A 22,047-nucleotide genomic window follows, 5' to 3' on the forward strand; every position below is an offset into this window, starting at 1 on the left:
TAGAGCGAACAGTAGAAAATTCGGCAGGATTCATTCTAGCGGCCAATATTCAGATGGTTCTTTCGTCGATCAGTAGAAACCGAGACTCAAATTTTTAGACATGCTCTAAGAAGAAGTCCATCCACACGTAGTAAAGGGTTTTGTCTTTGTCAACAGAAACGGAATGCCGGGACCCCAGCGGAATATGGAGCACTGAATAGGGTGGGAAGTTTGTCTGGGCCTCATCAGCATAAACCGTGCAATTGTTTTTTGACAAACCTAAGAATATTTGCTCCAGCATGGGGTGTTCATGAGCGCCAACTTCGTCTGGCCCCTTCGTTTGAACCGTCCCCATTGCTATTCTGGGGATGTATTCATTAGACAGGATGGTCCGGCTTACCGTATTGGGGCTTTTAATGGGTTCGACGTAAGACTGGCAGTCGCTGAATTTGGCGTAGTACACCTTTTGTGTATTATCCTTCGGGAGTGCGTCCAGCTCCTTCAGGTCCTGAGCCGTCAGCTTACACGAAATCTTGAGGTAATGCAGGTTGTCGTCCGTAGCGGCGGTGATCCTTATGCCCTCAATGGCGTTGGGCAGCAGGATCGTTTCCGGTACAATTTCATAATGGTTGCTCTCCGCAATGGCCTCTCCCCTTCCTTTTACAAACAAGTAAACCAGTCTGTAGCCCTTTCTCGAACGGTCCACCAGTGATTGCCCACCGACAAGTGCGACGTGCTCCACCTCAATACCCTCTATTTCATTTTCCAGTATTGGCGTAGTGCGCTGCTTTACACTTTCATCTATTCCAATATTCAAATTAACGATAGAGATTTCCCGAGTCGACATAAAGTTTGGTTTGTTTGCCAGAAGAATGGTCCTGTTTTTGGGCCTGACTTAAAATTCAAATGGGAGAGGCCTACTCTTCCTCTTCTACCCTGGCTTTGTAAGCAGCAGTAGCCTTTTCAAAGTCCCTGATGGTCCCTTTGATTCCAAATCTGTACAACCAACGAAAAAGAAAACCAGGGCCACTACCTGCTCTTTGACCGGGTGGCAGGCTTTTCATATTTCGTTATTCTGTGCGGTATTGCGCCATCAAATCAGGCCATTCTTAATCATTCTTAGTGAAGTATCCTTGATTGGAAATGGCATCATCGCTTACGAATATACTGCCCGTTTTAAACCAAACCTCTGCGTAATTACCATCTTCATACTGCTTCCGGACGTCACCACCGTGTGTTTCTGCGCCCGAGCACCAATTTCTGTTTACTTCAGGCGATTTGCCGTTCGTTTGATTGTAAGCGCCCAGTTTGAAGAAAAGCCCTTCTTCAGAGTACGCATTCTCCCGCTCCACGCCATCCTGGCCGATGGGTACGAATAAGGCTTGAGTCTGCTCAGGGATATCAGCTTTAGTGGTATACTCCGATTCAATCAGGTTTTTAGAAAAGGACTTGGTCTCATGGCCGGGACTGCTAAACTTCAGGGTCATAATTCCATCCTTTACCTCGATTTCATAGCTGAATTCTTCGCCTAAAGCAATACCCTCTTCGGGTTCGTCCGGGTAGCTGTTCTCCTCCGCTCCAACGACCGAAAAGTCATTGCCCCAGACAGTCGTTGAGAAATCCCACCTTTTAGCATTATCCTCTCCTGCCGTATTGATTTCATAATGCCAAAAAACAGAGCCTTTGGTGTGACCGGGGAATTTCTTGTAGAATATTTTGAGCGGTTCGTTCTCGTGGCCGTCCGCACTATGAATTTGTCCTACGACTACTGAGTGGGAGGCTGCGACACGGGCATCACCCGTAGCAGATACATTCATCACCTTGAGGGTTGCATTCAACTTTGCATCCGTTAGCGGAGACCACTTTTTCAGTTGTGCCAACTCTGTTCTTGTGTTATTGGAAGTTCCGTGGGTATCACCTGCGTTAGGTGCTTTGAATACAACCCAATCTTCATCTCCATCGTTGGTGGTGTAAAAGAAGTCTTTTTGTTCAAAATCAATAGCAGGGCCTGCGTTAGAGCCATCTCCTAAAATCAAATTCCAATGGTCAAAAAATGGAATGACACCACTGGCGTAGACGGTTTGGGCGGCATCCTCAACTGCAGGCTCTTTCTCCGCAGTGGTATCAGAACAACTGCTGATTAAAAAGATAGCGAAAAGTGCCAGGAGTGATGGTAAAAATGAAATGCTTCTCATATTCTTTATTTTTTGTTGATCGATTAATCTTAGTCAGGATGTGTAGTGATAGAAAAAGTCAGGTGAGTCCTTAACAGATTAAAAGCAACCGATGCTTTCCTGATTTTTCCTGCGGTGCCCGGTGAAGGCAAGGAAGTACCTCGCTCTGAGGATGGTCAATGGCTAAGCGCCACAAGTGCCCCACACCTAAGCTGATCGGGTTAGCATCTGGCTTAGGCTGGTAATGGAGATCAAAAAAGTATTCCTGCAGGAAAGTCTCGAACCCTTCCTCCGGGCCATCATATAGCTTTTTAAGGGTATCCCGTATTTCAGGAATCAATACCTTCTGCGTAGCCTGCTCATTTGGTAACAGATCACTCGGTTCTCCGTAGTAGGTACACAGAATAGTGTCAGCGGGCACCGGAGATCGGTCTACGTGAAAGGAGTAAACATCCGTTGGGAAAAACGGGTAGCTGTCATCTCTGTCGTAGCACTTTATTACGTTAAGCGTTGGGGCATTACCACTTCCCTCCAGCAGATTCAGGTCATTAAGGAGAGTCTCCCGGGCCAGCTGCCCCTGGTCGCTTAACTCAAGGGCGAGAAGGTCCTGTTGACTCAGCGTAACCATATTTTCGCTTACGGCTGCTTTTTCGACGATTTCAGCAAAATCCCCCGCCAGCTCACGTTGCCAACAAACGGCATTGATAGCTCCACGAAGAGGAGTCGATAGAAATTGCCGGAAACTCGTTACGGCGTGAATTTGATTCGCAGCCTGAAATACATCTGTCATAGTAATGGAACACCTCTTTTAAAACAATCGCTACATATTGTAAACGCCGCCATTGATATCCAGTGTTGCTCCCGTAATGAACCCGTCGTATTCAGAAGCAAGATACAAAACTGCCCGGGCTACATCAGCGGCATTGCCCGCACGCTGAATAGGAATACCAGCCGTTGTTGCGGCCGCTGACTCTTTAGTCGTATGGGTATTGTGGAAAGATGTTCCAAGGATAAGCCCCGGAGCAACCGCGTTAACCCTTGTACCCTGAGGGCCCAATTCGGAAGCAAGGGCACGCGTGAACGTCAAAATTGCTCCTTTGCTTGTGGAATAAGCCAGCGATCCCGGGTGTCCCCCCTTACGCCCTGCCAAAGAAGCCAGGTTAACAATACTACTGCTCTCGTGCTTCGCCAGATGTGGTGCCGCCGCTCTGGTCACAAACATCATGGATGTCATGTTAATATCCATTACTTTATGCCAAAACGCTGTCTCCATCTCACTGAGTAGTTTCCGTGCGACCAGTGAACCGGCATTATTGATCAGAACATCCAATCCACCAAGGGCTTCCACCGTTTTCTCAACGAGGTTGGTTGCGTCGGCTTCTTTCGTCAGGTCACCGCTAATGGCAACCGCTTTTCGACCTTTACCGATCGCGTACGCCGTTAGTTCATTCGCAGTGGCCGCACTCGAAAAGTAGTGTATCGAAACGTTGGCTCCGCTGTCAATAAAATGCTTCGTAATAGACTCCCCAATTCCCTGAGCCCCCGCAGTAATGAGGATGTTCTTTCCGCTTAGTTTGTTACTTGTTTCCATGATGCTAGTTGATTTATGGACTTTGTTTCAGAGTATGACTCCTCATTAGCCCGTGCAGATCGATATTTGCGTCAAAGCTACACAAAAGTTAGAATTGGTTCACCAATTTAGCTTTTTATGTATGAGCTTACAATTCTATTTATCAAAATGCCGGCACTTAGAGGGCCGCAAACAGGGAAGGAAAACGTAAGTTTGCTGGGGATAGCTGAATCCTGCTACTTCAAGGCCAGGCTGAAAAGCGAATCATATGATAGATTCTACGGAGGCAAGCATAAAAGAGCAGCCCCGAAGGGAAAGAAACGCTTTCTCCTACGCTCCGGTCTGGAAAACGTACGCTTGTATGTTCGAGGTTCTAATCATTCGTTTTAGGACGTCGAAGCGTGCTCAGTTATAGAGCCAGAAAAGTAGCCGCTTGGTTCCTTTTAGCGTCCGGTAAGCTTGCGATTACCCTAGAGTATTGTGTGTTCCAAGTACTTTTAAATTATTGTTTAACTACCTTTACGGCTAATAAGATTGCTTAATCTAAGCTGCTGACTGACGAACCCTATTAAGCTTTTCACTCGCGTTCTTATTCATGTCTGTTTTTCGGCTTCTTCTCGCCTGTTTTTACAAAAATCGTGTAGTTGTGGCTGCGCTCAGTTTTATTCACTTGCCCCGAAGCCTGAAGAGTAGATGTTTTTGAAAATTTCAAAGGGTTCATGTTTAAAATCGAACTCAATGAAATATATATTCTCTGTTTTAATTATTTTACTGATTGGAACAATCCACGGTCAGGAGATACCATACATTTCCGGCACTCTCAATAAGTCAACAACCCCACGACAAGGATCAGCGCTGCGCGAAATCCTGGAAACAGACAGTGGCACTTACTTTGTTCATTCGATAAGGGGAGAGTATATCCTTAGTTTTTTTGATGGTGCAACCATAAAAGAACTCTTTAAAAAACCTAAGCCTCTTTCGGTTATCGGAAACACGAGAGAGGGGATACTTCTCCAAGTGAATCCCAGTTCATTTTTAACTGCCAATTCAGAAATTGTTTTGGTAAACAGTAGTGGTATCGTAAGTTTTCTTTTTCAGGAAGATGGCTTCTATCGGTACGCTCTTCAGGAAGACGTCCTGTACTCATTTAGCAGTACGAACGGGGTAAGAAGGTATGATCTAACCGGCGAATTTGAGCAGCTATCTGATGAGTACTCTCATTGCAATTCTTGCGATAAGGATTTTTATTTCTACCAGGATCGATTGTTTTACGAGACGGCTGACAATGTGTGGGTAACGGACGGAACCCCGCAAGGAACAAAGTCAATTTTGGAGTCTAATAGTAGCTCATTTGGAGAGTTATTCGGACTTAACGGGAAGCTATACGTCCGGGGCACTAGTCGCTTAAACGCCTATGATATTGAAAACGACCTCAGCGTAAATTTGCTCAGAGACCTACCGAATACAGAAGGCAATCTTCGAATAAGAAGTGAAGCTGTCCCCTCTGGAAACAGGGTGCTATTCATCGCCAATTCCGATGATTTTGGATGGGAAGTTTTTACTACCGATGGAACTAAAGCCGGTACAGTCCTTGTCGCAGATGTGATTACTGGCCCAGATGACGGAATTACTGAGTCCGGCGTTGGTTTCGAGGGAGTCGGAGGCAGCATCATTTTCCGAAAAACGCCAGAAGAAGGAGACTCAGAATTTTGGATATCGGACGGTACAATCGAAGGAACCTTCAAAATCTTCGACCTTGATGACGAAGCAGTCCTGTTCCGGGGCAGCATGGTTGGTTTTCAAAGATCTGACGGGAAGATCATTCTGGCAGTTTATCCTGAGACAACCAATGAAGCGAATTCGTATATCTACAGTATTGACCCTGCTAATGCAGGACAAGAAGCCGTCTTAGTTGCGACTGTTCCTTTTACTTTAGATAACCAGTTCCCGAGTATGAGAATGGTCGGGGATCGCTTTGTCACAACTGTTGGAAACAGTTTAAATCGACACTTGCTATCCTACGGCACGGAAGTAAATGATATTGATACGCTGGACCATCTTCCAGAAAGTTACGCCTATCTGCTAAGTACCGATTCAATCCTGGCATACTTCAAAAAAGAAAATGGTGTAAATCTGATACGGTTTTCTGACGGAAAGTCAAGCCCCTTCGATTCAACAAACACACTTACCTCAGTAATTCCTACTGGTTTCAGTAAATATGAGGCTGTTTTCAAGATAGGTGATCTTCTTTTTGCCCACATGTTTTCAAGGGTGTATGGAGAGTGTATTTTTAATATCAGTCAGGAGGATTTTACGTCTGAATTTGTAACTGACATTTTTGATTTCACCTTAGGGAGCAGCTTTGTAAATATTGAATCCATAGGGGACCAAGCCTTTGTTTTACCTAGCTCAGGCCCCGAATTTTTGGTGCAGAAAGATGCGTTTTTAAATTTGTCCGAACCTGAAGGTGTATACAGCCCTCCGGGGCTATCTAATTTTGTAGGCCGAATTGGTGACCGGTTCTATTATAGCCCAACTGGAGGCGGGAATTTTTTGACCGAAATAAACATTACCGAAGCTACAATAAATACGATGCGTATGGTGCCTGCTAATATAAATGGTAGCATTGGCAAACCCGTTTTATTGAAGGACAAAATTTATGTTTTTTCAGATCATAATGGTAGCAGCCGTATTAATACGCTACTTGAGATTACGCCTCTCACCAGACAAGTTGATACGCTGTACCGAGAAACCACTGGAATGTTTGCTAACTATCAAAATATTGAAATTGCTTCTGATGGGGAACTGCTGTACCTAGCACGATTAGAAAATGAGGAGACAAAACTCTCTTCTTACAACCCAACAACGGGAGAGTTTTCTTCGATTACGGATCACCGGCCGTTCACCACCTTTACCTTTAGAAAGATTGGCAACAGAATTCTCGTGGAATCAGATGATGATTTGACCAATGAGGCCAAGACCCGCTGGGTTTCCGGAGAGGGTCTTGGCCAGGAGCTTCCCCTTCAATTCACGAATAGGGAAGATATTTTATACGATCTGGGGTTAAACCTCTTAGCCAACAATAATGTCAAAGGACTAAGAAGTATTAACAAAGAATCCGGGGAAGAGACACTCATCGCTAGTGACAACGAGCGGATTGATAATATCATTACGATAAACAACCGGGAAGCTCTATTTTTTCAACGACCGAATTCTACTAGTCCATGGACAATCAAGATCACTGATGGAACAATCGCTGGTACCCGAACCGTTCAAAATGTTCCCGACGCTATTAAAAACGGCATTATCGATATTGAAAAATTCGGAGCCCACCTGGCAATGATTGGAGACGAAGAGACCGGTCTGTTTTTATTCGATCCGGCTAGGGAAGTATTCCAATTAACTGAATTTAAGGAAACAACCTATTTCCGCCAACTAGACATGGTCGGTATAAACGAACTTCTTTATTTTATGGCTGAAGACTCAGTTGATGGATTCGAGTTGCATCATTTGGAGGTAGCTGAGCAAAACGCAATAAATGGTTACGTTTTCAGTGACGACAACGAAAATGGTATACGGGACGAGGGAGAGCCTGGCCTCAACAACATCAACGTAGAAGTTTCAGGAGATCATAATTATACCCTCTTTACGACTGGAGAAGGAAAATTTAGCTTCCCTGCACAGGAAGGGAATGAATATATCGTCAATGCTAATCCGCAAAACTGTATTGATCTGCTAACTACTCCCACTGAAACATACTCATTTATATTTTCGGAAGAAGAAAACGACGAATTGGCGTTCGGATATCGCACAACACAAGGAGCTCCTTCCATCCGTACATTACTCAATTCCGGAACGATTCGTTGTGGTTTTGACATCAACTTCTGGTTCACTATTATCAATGACGGCTGCTTGCCAATGGCAGGCCGAGCAGTCCTTACGCTGGGAGAAGAGGTATCCTTCCTGGGCAGTAGCGAAGTGCCAGAAACTATTGATGACCAAACTATTTCTTTCAAATTTGATACGCTATCACCTGCGGCTTCGCATCAAATTCTGTTAAGCCTACGGATGCCCGATGAGGACTTCGTCGGCCTCCCCGTCCAAATGCAATCTTTTGCAACAGGGTTAAACGGCGAAGTATCCATCGCTTCAGATACGTTTCACTATGCTGAAGAGTTACGTTGCGCCATCGACCCTAACGATAAGCAGGTTGCTCCAAGTCGGCCAGACTCAACAAACAGTAATTTCACACAACTTGACGAAACCATACGATACACTATCCGCTTCCAAAACACCGGGAACGACACTGCCTTCACTGTCCGGGTGGAGGATGTACTGACTCCAGAGCTAGACCTTGAAACCTTTCGCCCGTTAACCGCTAGTCACCCCTACACCGTTAGTATCGAAGATCGTAGAGTAGTATTTCTATTCAAAGACATTTTATTGCCAGATAGCACCACCAACCTTCCCCTTAGCCAGGGGTTCGTAACGTTTGAGATTAAAAGTCTACCAGATTTGGAAGACTTTACTACCGTTGAAAACGACGTAGGTATTTTCTTCGATTTCAACCAGCCAGTTATCACGAATACCGTTTCTTCCAGTATAGTTGAGTTTCTTGATGAAGATGAAGACGGCTTCTTGTTCTTTGAAGAATGTGACGACAAAAACAGAAATATCTTTCCTGGTGCAGCTGAAATCGCGGGCAATGGGATCGATGAAAATTGCGATGGAGATGATAGTCCCTTGTCAGTAATCTCCCACTTACAAGGAACGCTAAATGTTTTTCCAAATCCAACCTCAGGAAAAGTCCATTTACAATACACTGAGACTGGAGCATTATGGGTTACAGTATTAAATGCCTACGGCAGCAAATTGACCAGCGAAAAAGTGAACCAGTCAGGAACGCTTGATTTAGGACGTTTTGCCAGTGGGATTTACTTACTTAAAGTTCATCATTTACGGACAGGTCAAGTAAGTACTTACAAAGTAGTTCGTAAGTAATATAAATGCCTAGAGTCAGGTCAATCGTAAGTTCCTAACTGAACACTCAAAGGAAGGTTTTTTCTCCGCTCCGATAAATGTCCCCTTCGAGGCAGGATGTCCGGTGAGCTTGCGATAGCCCAACTAGAGTTAAGACAGTATGGCTCCGTATTATTTCTGCTGTACCTTTGAATTGAATTCGATGATGGTATATCATATAACCTACCTTAGCCCCAATGATTAGGCAAAAACTTACCCTCCTCTTCCTCCTTATACCTACCCTTCTCTCCGCCCAGCAGCCCAGCATCTTTGACGACGATCCGATGCAGCATTTGCCACTCGGTATGGAGTACAGTAAATACGTGATTCGTGAGCCAACGGGGCTACCGGTAGTGAAACAGCGGGTGGAACCCTTGCACTGGTGGACGAACATGGTCAATCCACGGCTGGAGGTGCTGATCTACGACCGAAAGGTGGCAGAGTTCTCCGAAGTAAAAGTGGAGTATCCCGGGGTAAGCGTGGAGTATGTCCGCAGGCTGGAGAACCCAAACTACCTATTCGTAGGGCTTTACATTGCGCCGGGAACCTCCCCTGGCTTTTTTGACCTTACCCTTGCATCCCGCGTCCGCGCCCTTAGTAGTCAAACAGTCAGGGAGTCAAATAGTCAGGGAGTCGGGGCGACTAAAACGGTGCGCTACGAATTGAAGGCCCACCCCCGAGATGGCTGGAAGGAAAGAGAGTCTCTATCGTCCAAAGACCTGATTTACCTCATTATGCCGGACCGCTTCGCTAATGGCGACCCCGCAAATGACAAGGTCTATGGCATGACCGACACGCTGGTGAACCGGAAGAAATTTCTCTTTCGCCACGGCGGAGACCTTCAGGGTATCATCGATAAACTGGACTACCTGGAGGAGCTCGGTGTAACTGCTCTCTGGCTTAATCCGGTACTGGAAAACGATCAGCCCTACGCCAGCTATCATGGTTATGCGGTGAGCGATCACTACCGGATTGACCGACGATTCGGGAATAATGAAAAGTACCGCGAGCTCGTAATGGAGGCGCATGAGCGAGGCATAAAAATAGTGATGGACGTCATCTTTAACCACGTTGGTGACCAGCACTGGCAAATCAGGGATTTGCCGAGCAAAGACTGGATTCACCAATGGCCTGAATACACCCAGACAACCTACCGCGCGCCTACCATTTTCGACCCCAACGGCAGCGAATATGACCGCAAGCGGATGACCGACGGTTGGTTTGACCGACACATGCCCGACCTCAACCAGCAGAATCCGCATCTGGCTAAATACCTGATCCAGAACAGCATCTGGTGGACGCTGTACAGCGGGCAGGATGCCTTTCGTATCGACACCTATGCCTATCCGGACACCGAATTTATGGCGGAGTGGAACCGACGCCTGCTGGCGGAAGTCCCTCATCTCGGTATTTTCGGCGAAACCTGGGTTCATGGCCCCGGCGTACAAGCCTGGTTCGTTGGCGGAAGCCAACTAAAGCAAACGGTTAACACTCATTTGCCCGGCGTAACGGATTTTCAGGTCTACTATGCCCTCAACGAAGCGCTGAGTAAAGACCCCGGTTGGACGGAAGGTGTCAACCGTCTTTACTACACCATGGCTCAGGATTACCTCTACCCCAACCCACAACGTAACGTTACTTTTCTTGACAACCATGACATCTCCCGGGTTTTCACTTCCGTTGGAGAAGACATGACCAAAATGAAATCGGCTCTCTCCCTACTACTTACCATTCGAGGCATTCCGATGATCTACTACGGAACAGAGCTAGGTTTTACGGGTGCCGGAGGTGCCTTCGGAGAAGCGGGACGGGTAGATTTCCCCGGGGGCTTTGCTGGTGACCAACGCAATCTCTTCAGCCAGGCGGATCGAAACAGCACTGAACAAAAGCTGCATGGTTTCGTGAAGCGTCTGGCTAATTTCAGAAAGTCCAGCCTCGCCCTTACCAGCGGTAAAACCATTCAGTACGTTCCACAAGATGGGGTGTACACCTTTTTCCGCCAACAAGGCAATGAGCTGGTGATGGTCATCTTTAACGGTAATAGTGAGGCCAGAACGGTGACGGACTTATCACCCTTCCAGCAGCAACTCGGTGGCTTAACCAGAGGGTTCGATCTTACGCGCAATGCGGAGGTTTCCCTGAAGGGCATAGAATTGGCAGGGAAAGAAACCCGGGTCATTAGTCTGGTAAGTCAGTAGTCTTATGATCTTGTAAGCTTTCGCACGTTGGGGAAATGACAGACATTGGAGAAGAGGTATTCTGCACATTGGAGGTGCCACGATCTGACACCTATTTCACATTATAGCCTACGACATGCGGTAGCCTACCAGACTACCTACTGTACCTTAAAGTCATAAGTAATCTTACCACACTGCCGTTGGGGGGCAGTTGGGTCAGCCTTAAACTTCCAGGCGCGGGCATTTTTGATCGCAGCAGCGACGAGGTTAGGATCTGCGGTGCTACTTCCTGACTGGGTGTACTTAGCCTCTGAGATCGAGCCATCGGGGCCAACACAGACGGATACGACGACGCGGCCGGACACCTGAGAATTCTCCCGAACGGGCGGGCTTTTGAGTACGCCGCGGCCTCCCAGTCCGCCGGAAACACGACCGTCTCCCGTTGAAATACCGGTCAGGCGATCGGCGTTCGGATCACCATTAGGGTCCCCCTGGTTGCCAGGCTTTCCTGTATTACCGTTACCTCCTCCGGAGCCGAAAAGGCCTCCGATTTGATCACGGGTGGCATTGGCCTCTGCCTGACGGGCCGCTTCGGCGGCTTCCGCGCGGCGCTGAGCTTCAGCGGCTTCCGCTGCCCGACGACGATTTTCCGCATCGATGGCTTCCTGGCGGCGGCGTTCAGCGGCTTCAGCCTCTTGTTGTTGCCGTCTTTCGGCGTCCGCTTCCCGTTGGCGCTGAGCTTCTGCTTCCTGACGACGGGCTTCTTCCTGAGCTTTCTGTTTTCGCAATGCAATTTCGGCCGGTGTCTCCTGTTGCACTACCTCTCGTTGTTGCTCAACCGGTTTAGTTGGAGCTGCAGGTGGTGGTGGCGGAGGAGTCGCTTCCTGTGGCTCCGGAGGCGTAGGAACCGGATCCGGTGGAGTGGGCTCAGCCACAGCCGGAGCGCTGGGGCCTGCGTTTTCACTACCCTCACCCGTATCAACGAAGCCAAGGTTCACCAGAATACCTGGTTGTCCGGGAGGAGGATTCAAGTGATAAAACACCGGAATAACTAACAATAGAATGAAAAGAATGAAACCAATGCCTGCGGCTATTTTGCCCCGGCGGTCTCCTCTGATTTCCGATTCTGACAGTTGAACGTCCATGTTATTTTTTCTTTGTTCTGGGTGGTAGATGTAAAACTACACAGGATTACACAATAGTATGTGGGGAAAGGTGGAAATTGCAGGTTGCGGGTTGCAGGTTACAGGTTACAGGTTACAGGTTGATTCTGGCAACTCCTTAAAAAAACAACCCCGCCTCCTGTTCTGGAGACGGGGTTATTACGCAAACACCGTTTTCTTCAAAACGGTTTGACTTAAGAAGCTTAGCGACGAATCACGACACGTTCGGTATTCGTTTCCTCTTCGGTCTGCACACTCAACAGGTAGACACCGGTTGGCAGCTGACTGATGTCGAGCGTAGTTGTCTCAACATTACCGATGGTGCGGTTCAGGAGAAGCTTACCATCAATGCTGTACAGGCTTACTTCTTCGATCAGCTCATCCGCAGTTACCTGAAGGTAATCGCTGGCGGGGTTAGGCGTGATCTTGAACTCATAGTCTGCCACATCCGGGTTGTCAAAGCGTACTGGTCCACCGACTGGCTCAATCGTAGAGATGGTTCCCGTATTCAGCTTTGAAGTGGAAGAACTGGTGATGATGACCTCGTCGATGTAAATCTGGTCGGCATTAGCACTCGCGTCACACTGGAAGCGGAACTGGGCGCCGTTCACGAGGTTATAATCAGCGGAGCTCAGGGTAACTTCAGCAGAGTAGAAAGACCCATTATTGAAGCTGCTTCCGCTGGCATAGGTGGCAACTGTTTGCCAGCCGGAACCACTATTGTAGCGCAGCCAGAAGTCTTCTCCGTTCTCCATGCTGTTGGGGTAGAAGTAAAAACTAACCGTGACGGAGGATGCACCGGACAGATCAAGACTTGGTGAAGTCATGGAAGATGCCGTACCACTGTTATCGCGAATCCGAACGGAATACTGTCCTTCCCAACTACGGGTAGTGGTTCTTACCCGCGCACAGTCACTACCTCCATCGGCCCAGCCCTGAAGGCCGGTCTCGAAGTAGTAAGCCTCACTGATTCCGCCTCCGCCACCGGTACAGCCGGTGGTTGTTCCGCTTGCGCTTGCGGTGCCGGACTCGTTACCAGCTGCATCAACGGCACTTACCGCGAAGGTGTAAGACGTACAAGCTACCAGTCCTGTAATGCCCGTGGAGGTACCCGTAACCGTTCCGGCCAAGCTACCATCAATGTATACGTTGTAACCAGTGACACCTACGTTGTCGCTGGAAGCATTCCAGCTAAGGTCAAGGGTGGTTTCAGCTTCATTGCTGACGGAAAGACCCGTTGGGGTAGTTGGAGCCTGTGTGTCAGCGCCAGAGCCACCGATACAGAAATCCGTTGCTTCACTGCTGCCGAAGGAACCACCGCTGGCAAGCGTAGTTCCTCCCTGGGTCAGGCTGTAAGAGCCGTTGCCGTAAGAACAGCAAATGCCGTCGCCGTAAGTGTCGTTAATCGTAAAGGTGTAGCAATCATCCACAAGACAAATCGTCTCCGTGTAGTTACCACCATCCGGGATACTACCGTAAGTTCCTCCTGATGCAACCGTCTGACCGGCATCATTAGTCAGCGTCCAGCTGGTTTCCTCAGGGTAGTTGTCCATCGTAATGCTAAGTACAACCTCCGTTCCATTACAGCCGGTTGGGCAGGAAGGACAAGTTGGGCCACCGCAATCAACACCCGTTTCCTGGCCATTTTGAATGCCATCAGAACAGGTTGGTCCGCCGCCGGCACCGGCGGCCTGAAGGGCACCTAGTGCGTTCACCCGTCCGTTACCATACAGGTTATCAAAGCCGGAGGCGCCCATGTCAATAGCAGAGTTGTAAAGGATCGTCTTCAGCTGACCAGAAGTCAGGTTAGGGTTGTAACCCAATACCAGTGCCGCAACGCCAGAGACTACCGGACAAGCAGAGGAAGTACCTCCGAAGGTGTTGGTGTAGTTGGTGCTGGTATATCCGGGGCTACCCATGCGATCCGTCGTGCGGACACCCGCTCCCGGGCCTCCAACATTGTTCGAGGGGGCAACGATGTCAAGCGCAGGACCAGCATTACTGTAAGCAGACTTTACCCCAGTATTGGCGATGGCACCGACGGCGACAACGCTTGGAACGTCGGCCGGGTAGCTGACACAGCTACCGTAGTCGTTGCCCGAGGCGAAAGTGATCAGACAGCCCAGACCTCCGCGACCATTACTGTTAGCGGTATTCAAAGCATTGGTAATGTTGGAAAAACTCGCGGTACAGGATCCGTAGCCCCAGGAATTACTCATTACGTCAGCTCCCTGGTTATTAGCCCAGGTGATACCGTCAGCAATATCCTGAGTAGACTCGCCACCGACAAAAATATTGACGGAGATCAGGTTGACCAGTGGTGCGACTCCGCGAACACCAATACTGTTGTGAGTAGCGGCAATGGATCCAGCGCAGGCAACACCGTGGTTACTTCCGCTTACCGCGTCGCCGTTACCATTATTGGCTGGGCTGAAGCCGGCAGTATAACGGCTTTGGCCGCTGCTGTTGTTCAGGTCTTCGTGATCTTCCAGGCCATCATCAATGACGGCAACCGTGATGGAGGAAGAGCCAAGAGAAATGCCCCATGCTTCCAGAGCATTACAGTCGGCATCATTAGCGCCAGCGACACCGTCAATGGTCTGACCAGTATTGTGCATCTGGAATTGCTCACTAAAAAGCGGGTCGTTAATCTGGAAACGCTCAATGGGAGCGTAGAAATCAGGCTGGGCGAAAATGGCCAGGCCGCTTTCTTCCAGTTTATTAGCGGCCGCGAACACATCGGACAGCTGATTCATTTCCATTCGGTAGGTGCCAAACTTTTTAACGATGGTTTTAACCCCCATGGCCGCAACGGTCTGCAACATAGCGGCGGCATCGTTCTTGTCTTTGAGCTTCACCACAACCGTACGGGTTGGGTATAAGGCGAATCCGTCAGCCTGCAGGTAAGCAGGGCTAACCTGCACCTCATCGGTGTCGAAACCCAGGCTGTTAGCTACCTCATCAGCCCGCATACTGCGCGTAGCTTCAACTACTGCGTAAGGTTTATGCGCCCAGTTGTCATACTGTTTAACGTCAGTTCTTTTAACCGTCGCTAGCGTACTTGCGGTATTGGCCGTAACGATAAACTGGGTGGAAGAAGGGGTGAGTTGCACTTTTTCGCCTGCGGCGTAGTAATGCTTGGTTTGGGCAAAAGAGAGGGATGCCCAGAGAACGCAGAGCGCTCCGAGGAGTAGTCTTTGAAACATAGAAAAGGAAAATTGAATGTGTTTTTATGAGAGATTAAACAGTGAATGGACTAGTAAAAATTGATTTAGGTTTATTCTGTTAATTAAGTGTGAACGCCATAAAAGTAGCCAAAAAAGGCAAATACAGCGAATTTTCGCAATGCCATCAGGGTGATTAACGGTAAAAAATACGGCAATAGACATATTTATCAGATGCTAAGCCCAAATAAAAATCCGATGATCCAAAAATTAATAGAGAACAAAAAAAACAACTATAAATAGCTGACCAACAATGCATTACGAAACATCAAAAAACAAACGAGATGAATGTTAATTCATTTTCATTTAAAGAAAACCAACTTCTCAAAGCAAGCCTCAGGTCGCGGCAAAAAAATTACAATTCAATCAACTTTTAGCCCTCAAAAGGGCTCTAAGCCTAGAATTACCGCCCCAACAGGTAACGAACAGATGCAGGAGGCAAGCGCTTTCCATCCAGATAGACAACTATCATTGCATCATAAAAGCCTGCAGAATTTATTCGTTCTTTTGCGGTTTTAGCATCGGCTGCAGTCCGTAATCCCCTGGCCTGATACTTATTCAGATTGCCCTCCACAATTTTAAGAATCGGGTAAGGCAAACGTTGCCATTGAGGATCATCAAGATTCAACTCCCGTTTAGTAGCAATGATTTGGACGGCGTAAAGAAGTTGTGCGTCCGGAATTCTTTTCAAATCCGGCCCTTTCGGCTTCGGTGGAGCTTCCCGCTTTTTGGCTTCGCCAAAAGTATAGCCCTTGCCCTTTCGCGGGTTAACGGTGTCAGCAGCCATTACCGGTGTACCGTATGTAACCGGAACATACCCACCACGCGGAACTACCCGGTTGGGAGGTGCTACCCGACCTTCCTGAACCTGCCGACGCACAAGATCTTCGTACTGATTAATCGTCGGCTTTGGGGCCTCATTTGGCGGAGTAATCACTGCCGGCGTGTTTGAAGGTTCGGGGGCACTGTAGTAGGGCACCACCGAACTGGAGGGCTTATACACCAGCGGAGACTCCCCAACTCCCTTTGCCGTCCATTGTTGCTGCCGGGCAGCAGGAGGCGGGTTTTCCGAGAGTTGAATCTCTCGTCCAAAGACAGAGGCCTTTTGGGTAAAAGTTGGCGGGCTGACCACCTCTTCCTGCCGGGCTAAAACATTACTTGCAGCGGCCGGCTTGTTTACGGCAACTGCGGGCGATGAAGCAACCACGGCTACCGGTTGAGACTTTCGCTCTATCACGGGGCCCGGCTGTCCGGTAATCCGCTCATGATATTTACCAAAAGCGCGCAGCAGCGAATTGGCCAGTTTGCGTTGACCGGCATCACTCATTAAAAAGGCTTCCTCATCGGGGTTACTCATGAACCCGGTTTCCACCAGTACACTCGGCATGGTGGTTTCTTTCAGGACAACAAATCCCGCTTGCTTAACACCTCGACTTTTCCGTCCGGCATCCGAAAATTCGTTTTCCACCAGTTCAGCAAACTGAATACTGCGCTCCAGAAAAGCATGCTGAAACATGCTCATCATAATATGCCCTTCATCACTGTTAGGATCGTAGCCATAGTTTTGCTCGACGTTATCTTCCAGTAAAATAGAAGCGTTCTCCCGTTTAGCCACACTCAGGTTATGCTTGGCTACGTGTTGCCCCATGACGAAAGTCTCCGTACCATAGGTCGAGGTCCCACCGGGCATTATGTTGGCATGAATGCTGATAAAAAGATCTGCGCCGGCATCATTGGCGATGGCGGCACGCTCGTATAAGGGGATAAAGGTATCGTCAGAACGGGTCATGATTACCTCTACCTCCGGGTAGTTGGTTCTGATTCCAATGGCCAACAATTGCGCGATACTAAGTGCAATGTGCTTTTCCCGGCTATTCTCCCCCATCCCGCCAGGATCTTTCCCGCCATGGCCGGCATCAATAACTACCTTTTCTAGTCCGTTAAAGGTAGTTGACGTACTTTTGAGCTTCCTTTTATTTAAGGAATCGTTAAAGCCCCCTTCAGTTGGCGACACAAAGCCCGGACCTGCCATCATTGGGGAACAGCTCAGTAACGAAAAGATCAATAATAACAGTGCGTAATTACCCTTTGGTATCATCAGTAGTCGTTCGGAATCCGGTAGGGGCCGGAGGGATGAATATTGCACAAATATATAATATTTTTATTGCATCTAAATCACTTAAAACCCCATGGTTAGGGGGGTGTCTCACCATGTTGCTTCTGGTGATGGCGCTGACGCTGGTGCAAGGAAAGCTTATTGGAGCAGGGCTTGTAACAAGCTCCGGCGGGGCTTCGCCCGCCTATCCGACCAGCACTGCCTTTCAACAAACCCCTGCACCTGCGGCCGCGCCTGATACTCTACCGGCTGACACCTTACCCGCTGGCCCCATCCAGCTTCTCCGCCCTGACCTTGACACGCTTCCCGCTCCTGCCATCAGTGGTTCAACGGCCGAGTTCATTATGTCTTCTGACTCCCTCACCGCACCCGTGGATTATGCAGCAGAAGACAGCATGTGGGTAGACTTTGAAGCACAGGAAATTCACCTGTACGGCTCAGCTACCGTTGATTACCAAACGATTAGCCTGAAGGCCAACCACATTGTGCTCAATTACGGCACCAACATCGTTTTTGCCGAACCACTCCCCGACAGCATCGGTCGGCCAGCCGGACAGCCGGAATTCAGCGACGGAGGGCAGAGTTTTGTTGCCAAAGAAATGCGCTACAACTTCAAGACAAAAAAGGGCATTGTCTACGGTACCACCACCACCCAGGACGATATTTTTGTCAGAGGAGGAAAGTCAAAATTCGTAAGCGGTGCCGTGAGGATCGACGATACCACCAGAGCCGACGTTATCTATACCGAAGGAGCCATTTTCACGACCTGTTCTGATGAACATCCCCACTTCGGCATCCGGACGCGTAAAGCCAAAGTGATTCCCAATAAGCTGGCCGTCATCGGCCCCAGTAATCTGGAGATAATGGGCGTCCCTACCCCACTCTGGCTGCCCTTTGGCTTTTTCCCCCTGAAGAGCGGACGAAGTACCGGTCTGCTCTTTCCGTCTGACTATCAATATTCCCCTCAGTTTGGTTACGGCCTGCAGGGAGTCGGCTGGTTCTTCCCCATTGGCGAACACGTCAACCTTCAGGTCACCGCAGACTATTACCTCAAAGGCACCTACGCCCTGAACACGAACGTTCGCTACGTTCGCCGCTATAAATACAGTGGTAGTTTCAATGCCAGTTTCCGCAATCAACAGGTGGAAGATGACGAGCTGAACATCAACACCAACAAAGGAATCAGCCTGCAGTGGAGCCACCGGCAAGACCGCAGTGCCCACCCGACGTTTAATTTCGGCGGCTCCCTCAACTTCCAGACCAACCTGGTGGATCAGCGCTTCATCAACTCTTATGAGGTAGCCAGCCAGAACGTGATCCGCTCGAGCATGAACATGACCAAGCAGTTCCCGGGCATAAAATCCACCCTGACTGCCGGTTTGAACCACAGCCAGAGTAATCAAACGCGACAGATCACGGTCAACTTCCCCGATGCGACCTTCCAGACGCAGACCATTTATCCGCTACGCAACCTGCCCGGAAAGCAATCTGCCTGGTGGAAAAAGCTGTCTATGCGCTATAAAAATGCGCTCCGTACGGAGTTCTCCGGAGCGGACTCCACCTTCTTCACTCAGGCGACACTGGATGACGGTCAGTATGGCTTCCGCCATGACGTGACCGCTGCGGTCAGCCTGAACGTTTTGAAGTATTTCAACGTAAGCCCCAACATCAGTTACGAGGAAGTCTACTACGGCAAGACGAGGGATTATCGACTCGACGGGAATATTACGCAAGATACCATTATCGACCCCATTACCGGAGAGGAGCGGATTGAAGTGTCCAGCCTTGGGGACATCATCAACGAACTCAACCCTGGCCTGGCCAGTTACCGAACCTTTAGTGCCGGAGTGAGTGTAAGTACGCAGCTATTCGGCAAGGTCAAGTTTCGAAAGAAAGGACTATTGGGTCTCCAGGGCTTACGGCACGTGATGAAACCGTCCCTGAACTTTGGTTATCAGCCCAACTACCTCAACGGTAGAGACTACATAAGTGACACACCTTACTTCATCGCTGAAAACGAAATTGACCCGCTGAACGGAGATTCTACTACTTTCCTTTCTCCCTTCGCTAACCAAATATTCGGCGCTCCTACTGCTTCAGAGCAACGCCTTGGCATTGGCTACTCCATTGCCAACCTCTTTGAGGCGAAGGTCTGGAACAAAAAAGACAGTACTTCCCAAAACGTTAAGCTCTTCCAGAACATTGGGGTGAGCGGAAGCTACGATTTCACCCTGGACAGTCTGAAGTGGAGTACCGTACGCTTCAGCGGCGGCACCCAGTTTTTCAAGGGAGTAACCAGGATCAACGTATCGGCGACGATGGACCCCTACATCACCCGCTATGATGCCGCAAAAGAGTCTTACCAGCGGGTAGATGTTTTCAACCTCTCTGAAGGCCGTTTCCCCCTATCGCTTACCAATTTAAGCAGTACGATCTCCACTAACATTACGGTGCAGAAAATTCGCGAACTCTTTCAGGGGGCCGAAGAAGAAGTTGTTACCGATCTGGAGGAAGAACGGCGAAAAAGACGGGAAGAAGAGACCACTCTGTTCGAGGAGACGGACCTGCTGAGTTTATTCGAACGCTTCAGTATCCGGCATACTTTTAACTTCCGCTTTGTCCGCGAGTTTAACACCGACGATCCGGACGTAGACGACCGCGGTACACCGGTCTTCCAGCAGATCGCCAATTCCATCGAATTGCGGGGAGATCTTCAGCTGACCAACAACTGGAGGGTCAACATCGGCCAAATTGGTTATGACTTTACCAGTAAGCGCATCACCTATCCTTATTTAAGCTTTGTACGTGACCTGCACTGTTGGGAAATGCGTTTTAGCTGGGCACCGCAACGTAATACTTACCAATTCTCCATTGCCGTAAAACCAGGTACGCTGGACTTCATCAACCTGCCGGTGAACCAGAACAGGTTTGATGGCGGGCGACTGCTTTCTCAGTAAAGTATTCCAACCGATTACATCGTTTGGCTAACGGACTCTTTTTGATAACGGTTTTTGTTTATCCGGTATCTTAACCACCGAAAGCCGTCTTCTGTATGATCTTCTCGCTCGTGCCGAAGGAAACCCAGCTTTGCAAGCACTTTTTGGCTTCCGACATTTCCCACTGCAGCATTTGCCACAATTTCGGAGAGCTGGCCTTCATTAAAACCATACTCCAGCCAGGCCAGGCCTGATTCCGTAGCATAGCCATTACCCCACTCGCTTTCGTGAAACCGAAATCCCAGATCTACCTCTCCATCCTTCTGCTCCCGCAGGCCGCACCAGCCCAACCACTTACCGTCTGACCTCCGTATAACGGCCTGACGAACAAAGGCTACTTCCTCCGATTTCCGAATATAGCTCTCAAGAAAATGGCTGGCTTCTGCCTGACTACCAAAGAATTCATCCCTGGGCAGAAACTGCATTACCTTCCGGTTTCCATTTAACCGGAAAATGTCATTGCTATCCTCTGGCAGAAAGGGACGAATAATTAGCCTCGAGGTTGAAAAGGTAGGAAGCATAAGTTGTATTAAAACGATGGCCGCCTCCCGGAGGAGGCAGCCATCAAGATAACCTACTTCAAAATAGTCGTTCATCTTTCCACTGAGGAAAGGAAATTTCATTTACACACGACGGTACACCCCCCGGGACCCAACAGAGATTCGAAGTACAAAGACCTCGAATTCTGCATGGGACAAAGGGTAATAGCGAGTAGGTTAATATGTGTGTTCAAGCGCAAATAATTTGAATCTTTAACTAATTACAGATTTTAGTGGTTAAAACAGGTTCACGGTCGGAGGGTCCGTTGAAGGGCATCCGATCAAAGTCCTTCCGAAGAAGGTTTATGTTCCTAGGTACTGATTCAAGCCTCTATCCTGGCGATAGAAGTCTTTGGTACCGGGTTTGAATGGACCGTGGTGACACGGTCTGAAGTAGGGAAAACGTTCAGCTTTTCGCAAAAGAGTCGCGCCGCTGATGGTCGTGAATCAGTAAAATATATCTACAAGATATGCCCTGCCATCTGTTATTCAAAATGACACAGCATCCTTTGAACCCTAAAGATCAAGTCTTAGCCCCAAAAAAAGGCACTTTCGTCCGATAAACGGTGGTTTTGATTCGAATAGTGGTCGAATTAAGTAGTTTAGAACAAAAAACAAAATACGCTATCAGGCTTATTCAGGGAGTACCTTGTACTCCCAGGACACCTCAATGCCACCTGCTTTAAGCATTAAGCTCACCGAGCACATTTTCTCCATACTAAGGCGACAGGCGCGTTCCGCTTTTTTCTCATCAATGTCTCCGATCAGAGTATAGTCAACATGGATAGCGGTAAAGAGTCTTGGCGCTTCGTCCCGACGGGTTCCGGTAACGGCGATTCTGATGTCTTTTAGCTCTTGACGCTGCTTTTTAAGCAGCATGATAACGTCAATACTGGAACAGCTTCCAACGGCTGACAGGACCAGCTGCATCGGACGCATGCCGGCATTATGGCCTCCGATGGCGGGGCTACCGTCGGTTTCCACGGTTAAACCGTCTTCATTGGTGGCTTGCAGGTGGAAGGCATCGTCGAGGCGGTGAAGGTTGATGGTCATAGTTTTAGTTCTTTAGTTTTTGTTCTTTGGGCTGCCG

The 22,047-nt window shown here is 48.7% G+C and carries 12 protein-coding genes; 3 read left to right on the top strand and 9 right to left on the bottom strand.

Annotated features, from left to right (window positions below; genetic code table 11):
- Nucleotides 1–94: 94 nt before the first annotated feature.
- From BM123_RS00005 to BM123_RS00020, 4 genes are all read right to left on the bottom strand, one after another.
- Nucleotides 95–826, bottom strand: coding sequence for a cupin domain-containing protein (locus tag BM123_RS00005; RefSeq protein ID WP_090164760.1), 732 nt, complete (start codon nt 824–826; stop codon nt 95–97).
- Between the two features lie 262 nt (nt 827–1,088).
- Entirely contained in the window at nt 1,089–2,174 is a 1,086-nt protein-coding gene (locus tag BM123_RS00010; RefSeq protein ID WP_090164761.1) for a polysaccharide lyase family 7 protein, read from the bottom strand.
- Between the two features lie 70 nt (nt 2,175–2,244).
- Nucleotides 2,245–2,943, bottom strand: coding sequence for a hypothetical protein (locus tag BM123_RS00015; protein WP_090164762.1), 699 nt, complete (start codon nt 2,941–2,943; stop codon nt 2,245–2,247).
- 30 nt (nt 2,944–2,973) lie between these two features.
- Nucleotides 2,974–3,744 carry an SDR family NAD(P)-dependent oxidoreductase gene (locus BM123_RS00020; RefSeq protein ID WP_090164763.1) on the bottom strand — a complete coding sequence of 257 codons (771 nt, stop codon included), beginning with the start codon at nt 3,742–3,744 and terminating at the stop codon, nt 2,974–2,976.
- Between the two features lie 717 nt (nt 3,745–4,461).
- On the opposite strand from BM123_RS00020, the gene BM123_RS00030 reads away from it, so the two are divergent.
- Nucleotides 4,462–8,724 (top strand): DUF7619 domain-containing protein, encoded by a 4,263-nt coding sequence (locus BM123_RS00030; protein WP_175489193.1) that lies wholly within the window; start codon nt 4,462–4,464, stop codon nt 8,722–8,724.
- Between the two features lie 215 nt (nt 8,725–8,939).
- A complete protein-coding gene (locus BM123_RS00035; protein WP_090164766.1) occupies nt 8,940–10,940 on the top strand; it encodes a glycoside hydrolase family 13 protein in 2,001 nt (666 codons plus the stop codon).
- A gap of 137 nt (nt 10,941–11,077) precedes the next feature.
- Here the strand turns inward: BM123_RS00035 and BM123_RS00040 are convergent, their stop codons facing one another.
- The 3 genes from BM123_RS00040 to BM123_RS00050 all read right to left on the bottom strand — a co-directional run bounded on the left by BM123_RS00040 (nt 11,078) and on the right by BM123_RS00050 (nt 17,452).
- Entirely contained in the window at nt 11,078–12,064 is a 987-nt protein-coding gene (locus tag BM123_RS00040; RefSeq protein WP_090164767.1) for a cell envelope integrity protein TolA, read from the bottom strand.
- Nucleotides 12,065–12,285: 221 nt separating this feature from the next.
- The gene (locus BM123_RS00045) at nt 12,286–15,288 is read right to left on the bottom strand and encodes a S8 family serine peptidase (protein WP_090164768.1); all 3,003 of its coding nucleotides are present in this window, start codon (nt 15,286–15,288) and stop codon (nt 12,286–12,288) included.
- Between the two features lie 421 nt (nt 15,289–15,709).
- Complete coding sequence (locus BM123_RS00050) at nt 15,710–17,452, bottom strand: N-acetylmuramoyl-L-alanine amidase family protein (protein WP_217642070.1); 1,743 nt, start codon at nt 17,450–17,452, stop codon at nt 15,710–15,712.
- A gap of 80 nt (nt 17,453–17,532) precedes the next feature.
- Here BM123_RS00050 and BM123_RS00055 point away from each other — a divergent pair, with 80 nt between their 5' ends.
- Complete coding sequence (locus tag BM123_RS00055) at nt 17,533–20,379, top strand: putative LPS assembly protein LptD (protein ID WP_139211697.1); 2,847 nt, start codon at nt 17,533–17,535, stop codon at nt 20,377–20,379.
- Nucleotides 20,380–20,393: 14 nt separating this feature from the next.
- On the opposite strand, the gene BM123_RS00060 is transcribed toward BM123_RS00055, so the two are convergent.
- Together BM123_RS00060 and BM123_RS00065 are read right to left on the bottom strand one after the other, a co-directional pair.
- Nucleotides 20,394–21,041, bottom strand: a complete 648-nt coding sequence (locus tag BM123_RS00060) for a GNAT family N-acetyltransferase (RefSeq protein ID WP_090164771.1) — start codon at nt 21,039–21,041, stop codon at nt 20,394–20,396.
- 549 nt (nt 21,042–21,590) lie between these two features.
- Nucleotides 21,591–22,010 (bottom strand): OsmC family protein, encoded by a 420-nt coding sequence (locus tag BM123_RS00065; RefSeq protein WP_090164772.1) that lies wholly within the window; start codon nt 22,008–22,010, stop codon nt 21,591–21,593.
- Nucleotides 22,011–22,047: the final 37 nt, after the last annotated feature.

Source organism: Neolewinella agarilytica, assembly GCF_900110645.1.
Lineage (GTDB): Bacteria > Bacteroidota > Bacteroidia > Chitinophagales > Saprospiraceae > Neolewinella > Neolewinella agarilytica.

What these genes read in the sequence shown, in the direction of transcription:
- BM123_RS00015 (WP_090164762.1), bottom strand. Translation starts at nt 2,943, where the DNA reads ATGACAGATGTATTTCAGGCTGCGAATCAAATTCACGCCGTAACGAGT.
- BM123_RS00040 (WP_090164767.1), bottom strand. Translation starts at nt 12,064, where the DNA reads ATGGACGTTCAACTGTCAGAATCGGAAATCAGAGGAGACCGCCGGGGC.
- BM123_RS00010 (WP_090164761.1), bottom strand. Translation starts at nt 2,174, where the DNA reads ATGAGAAGCATTTCATTTTTACCATCACTCCTGGCACTTTTCGCTATC.
- BM123_RS00060 (WP_090164771.1), bottom strand. Translation starts at nt 21,041, where the DNA reads ATGAAATTTCCTTTCCTCAGTGGAAAGATGAACGACTATTTTGAAGTA.
- BM123_RS00065 (WP_090164772.1), bottom strand. Translation starts at nt 22,010, where the DNA reads ATGACCATCAACCTTCACCGCCTCGACGATGCCTTCCACCTGCAAGCC.
- BM123_RS00035 (WP_090164766.1), top strand. Translation starts at nt 8,940, where the DNA reads ATGATTAGGCAAAAACTTACCCTCCTCTTCCTCCTTATACCTACCCTT.
- BM123_RS00030 (WP_175489193.1), top strand. Translation starts at nt 4,462, where the DNA reads ATGAAATATATATTCTCTGTTTTAATTATTTTACTGATTGGAACAATC.
- BM123_RS00055 (WP_139211697.1), top strand. Translation starts at nt 17,533, where the DNA reads ATGGCGCTGACGCTGGTGCAAGGAAAGCTTATTGGAGCAGGGCTTGTA.
- BM123_RS00045 (WP_090164768.1), bottom strand. Translation starts at nt 15,288, where the DNA reads ATGTTTCAAAGACTACTCCTCGGAGCGCTCTGCGTTCTCTGGGCATCC.
- BM123_RS00020 (WP_090164763.1), bottom strand. Translation starts at nt 3,744, where the DNA reads ATGGAAACAAGTAACAAACTAAGCGGAAAGAACATCCTCATTACTGCG.
- BM123_RS00005 (WP_090164760.1), bottom strand. Translation starts at nt 826, where the DNA reads ATGTCGACTCGGGAAATCTCTATCGTTAATTTGAATATTGGAATAGAT.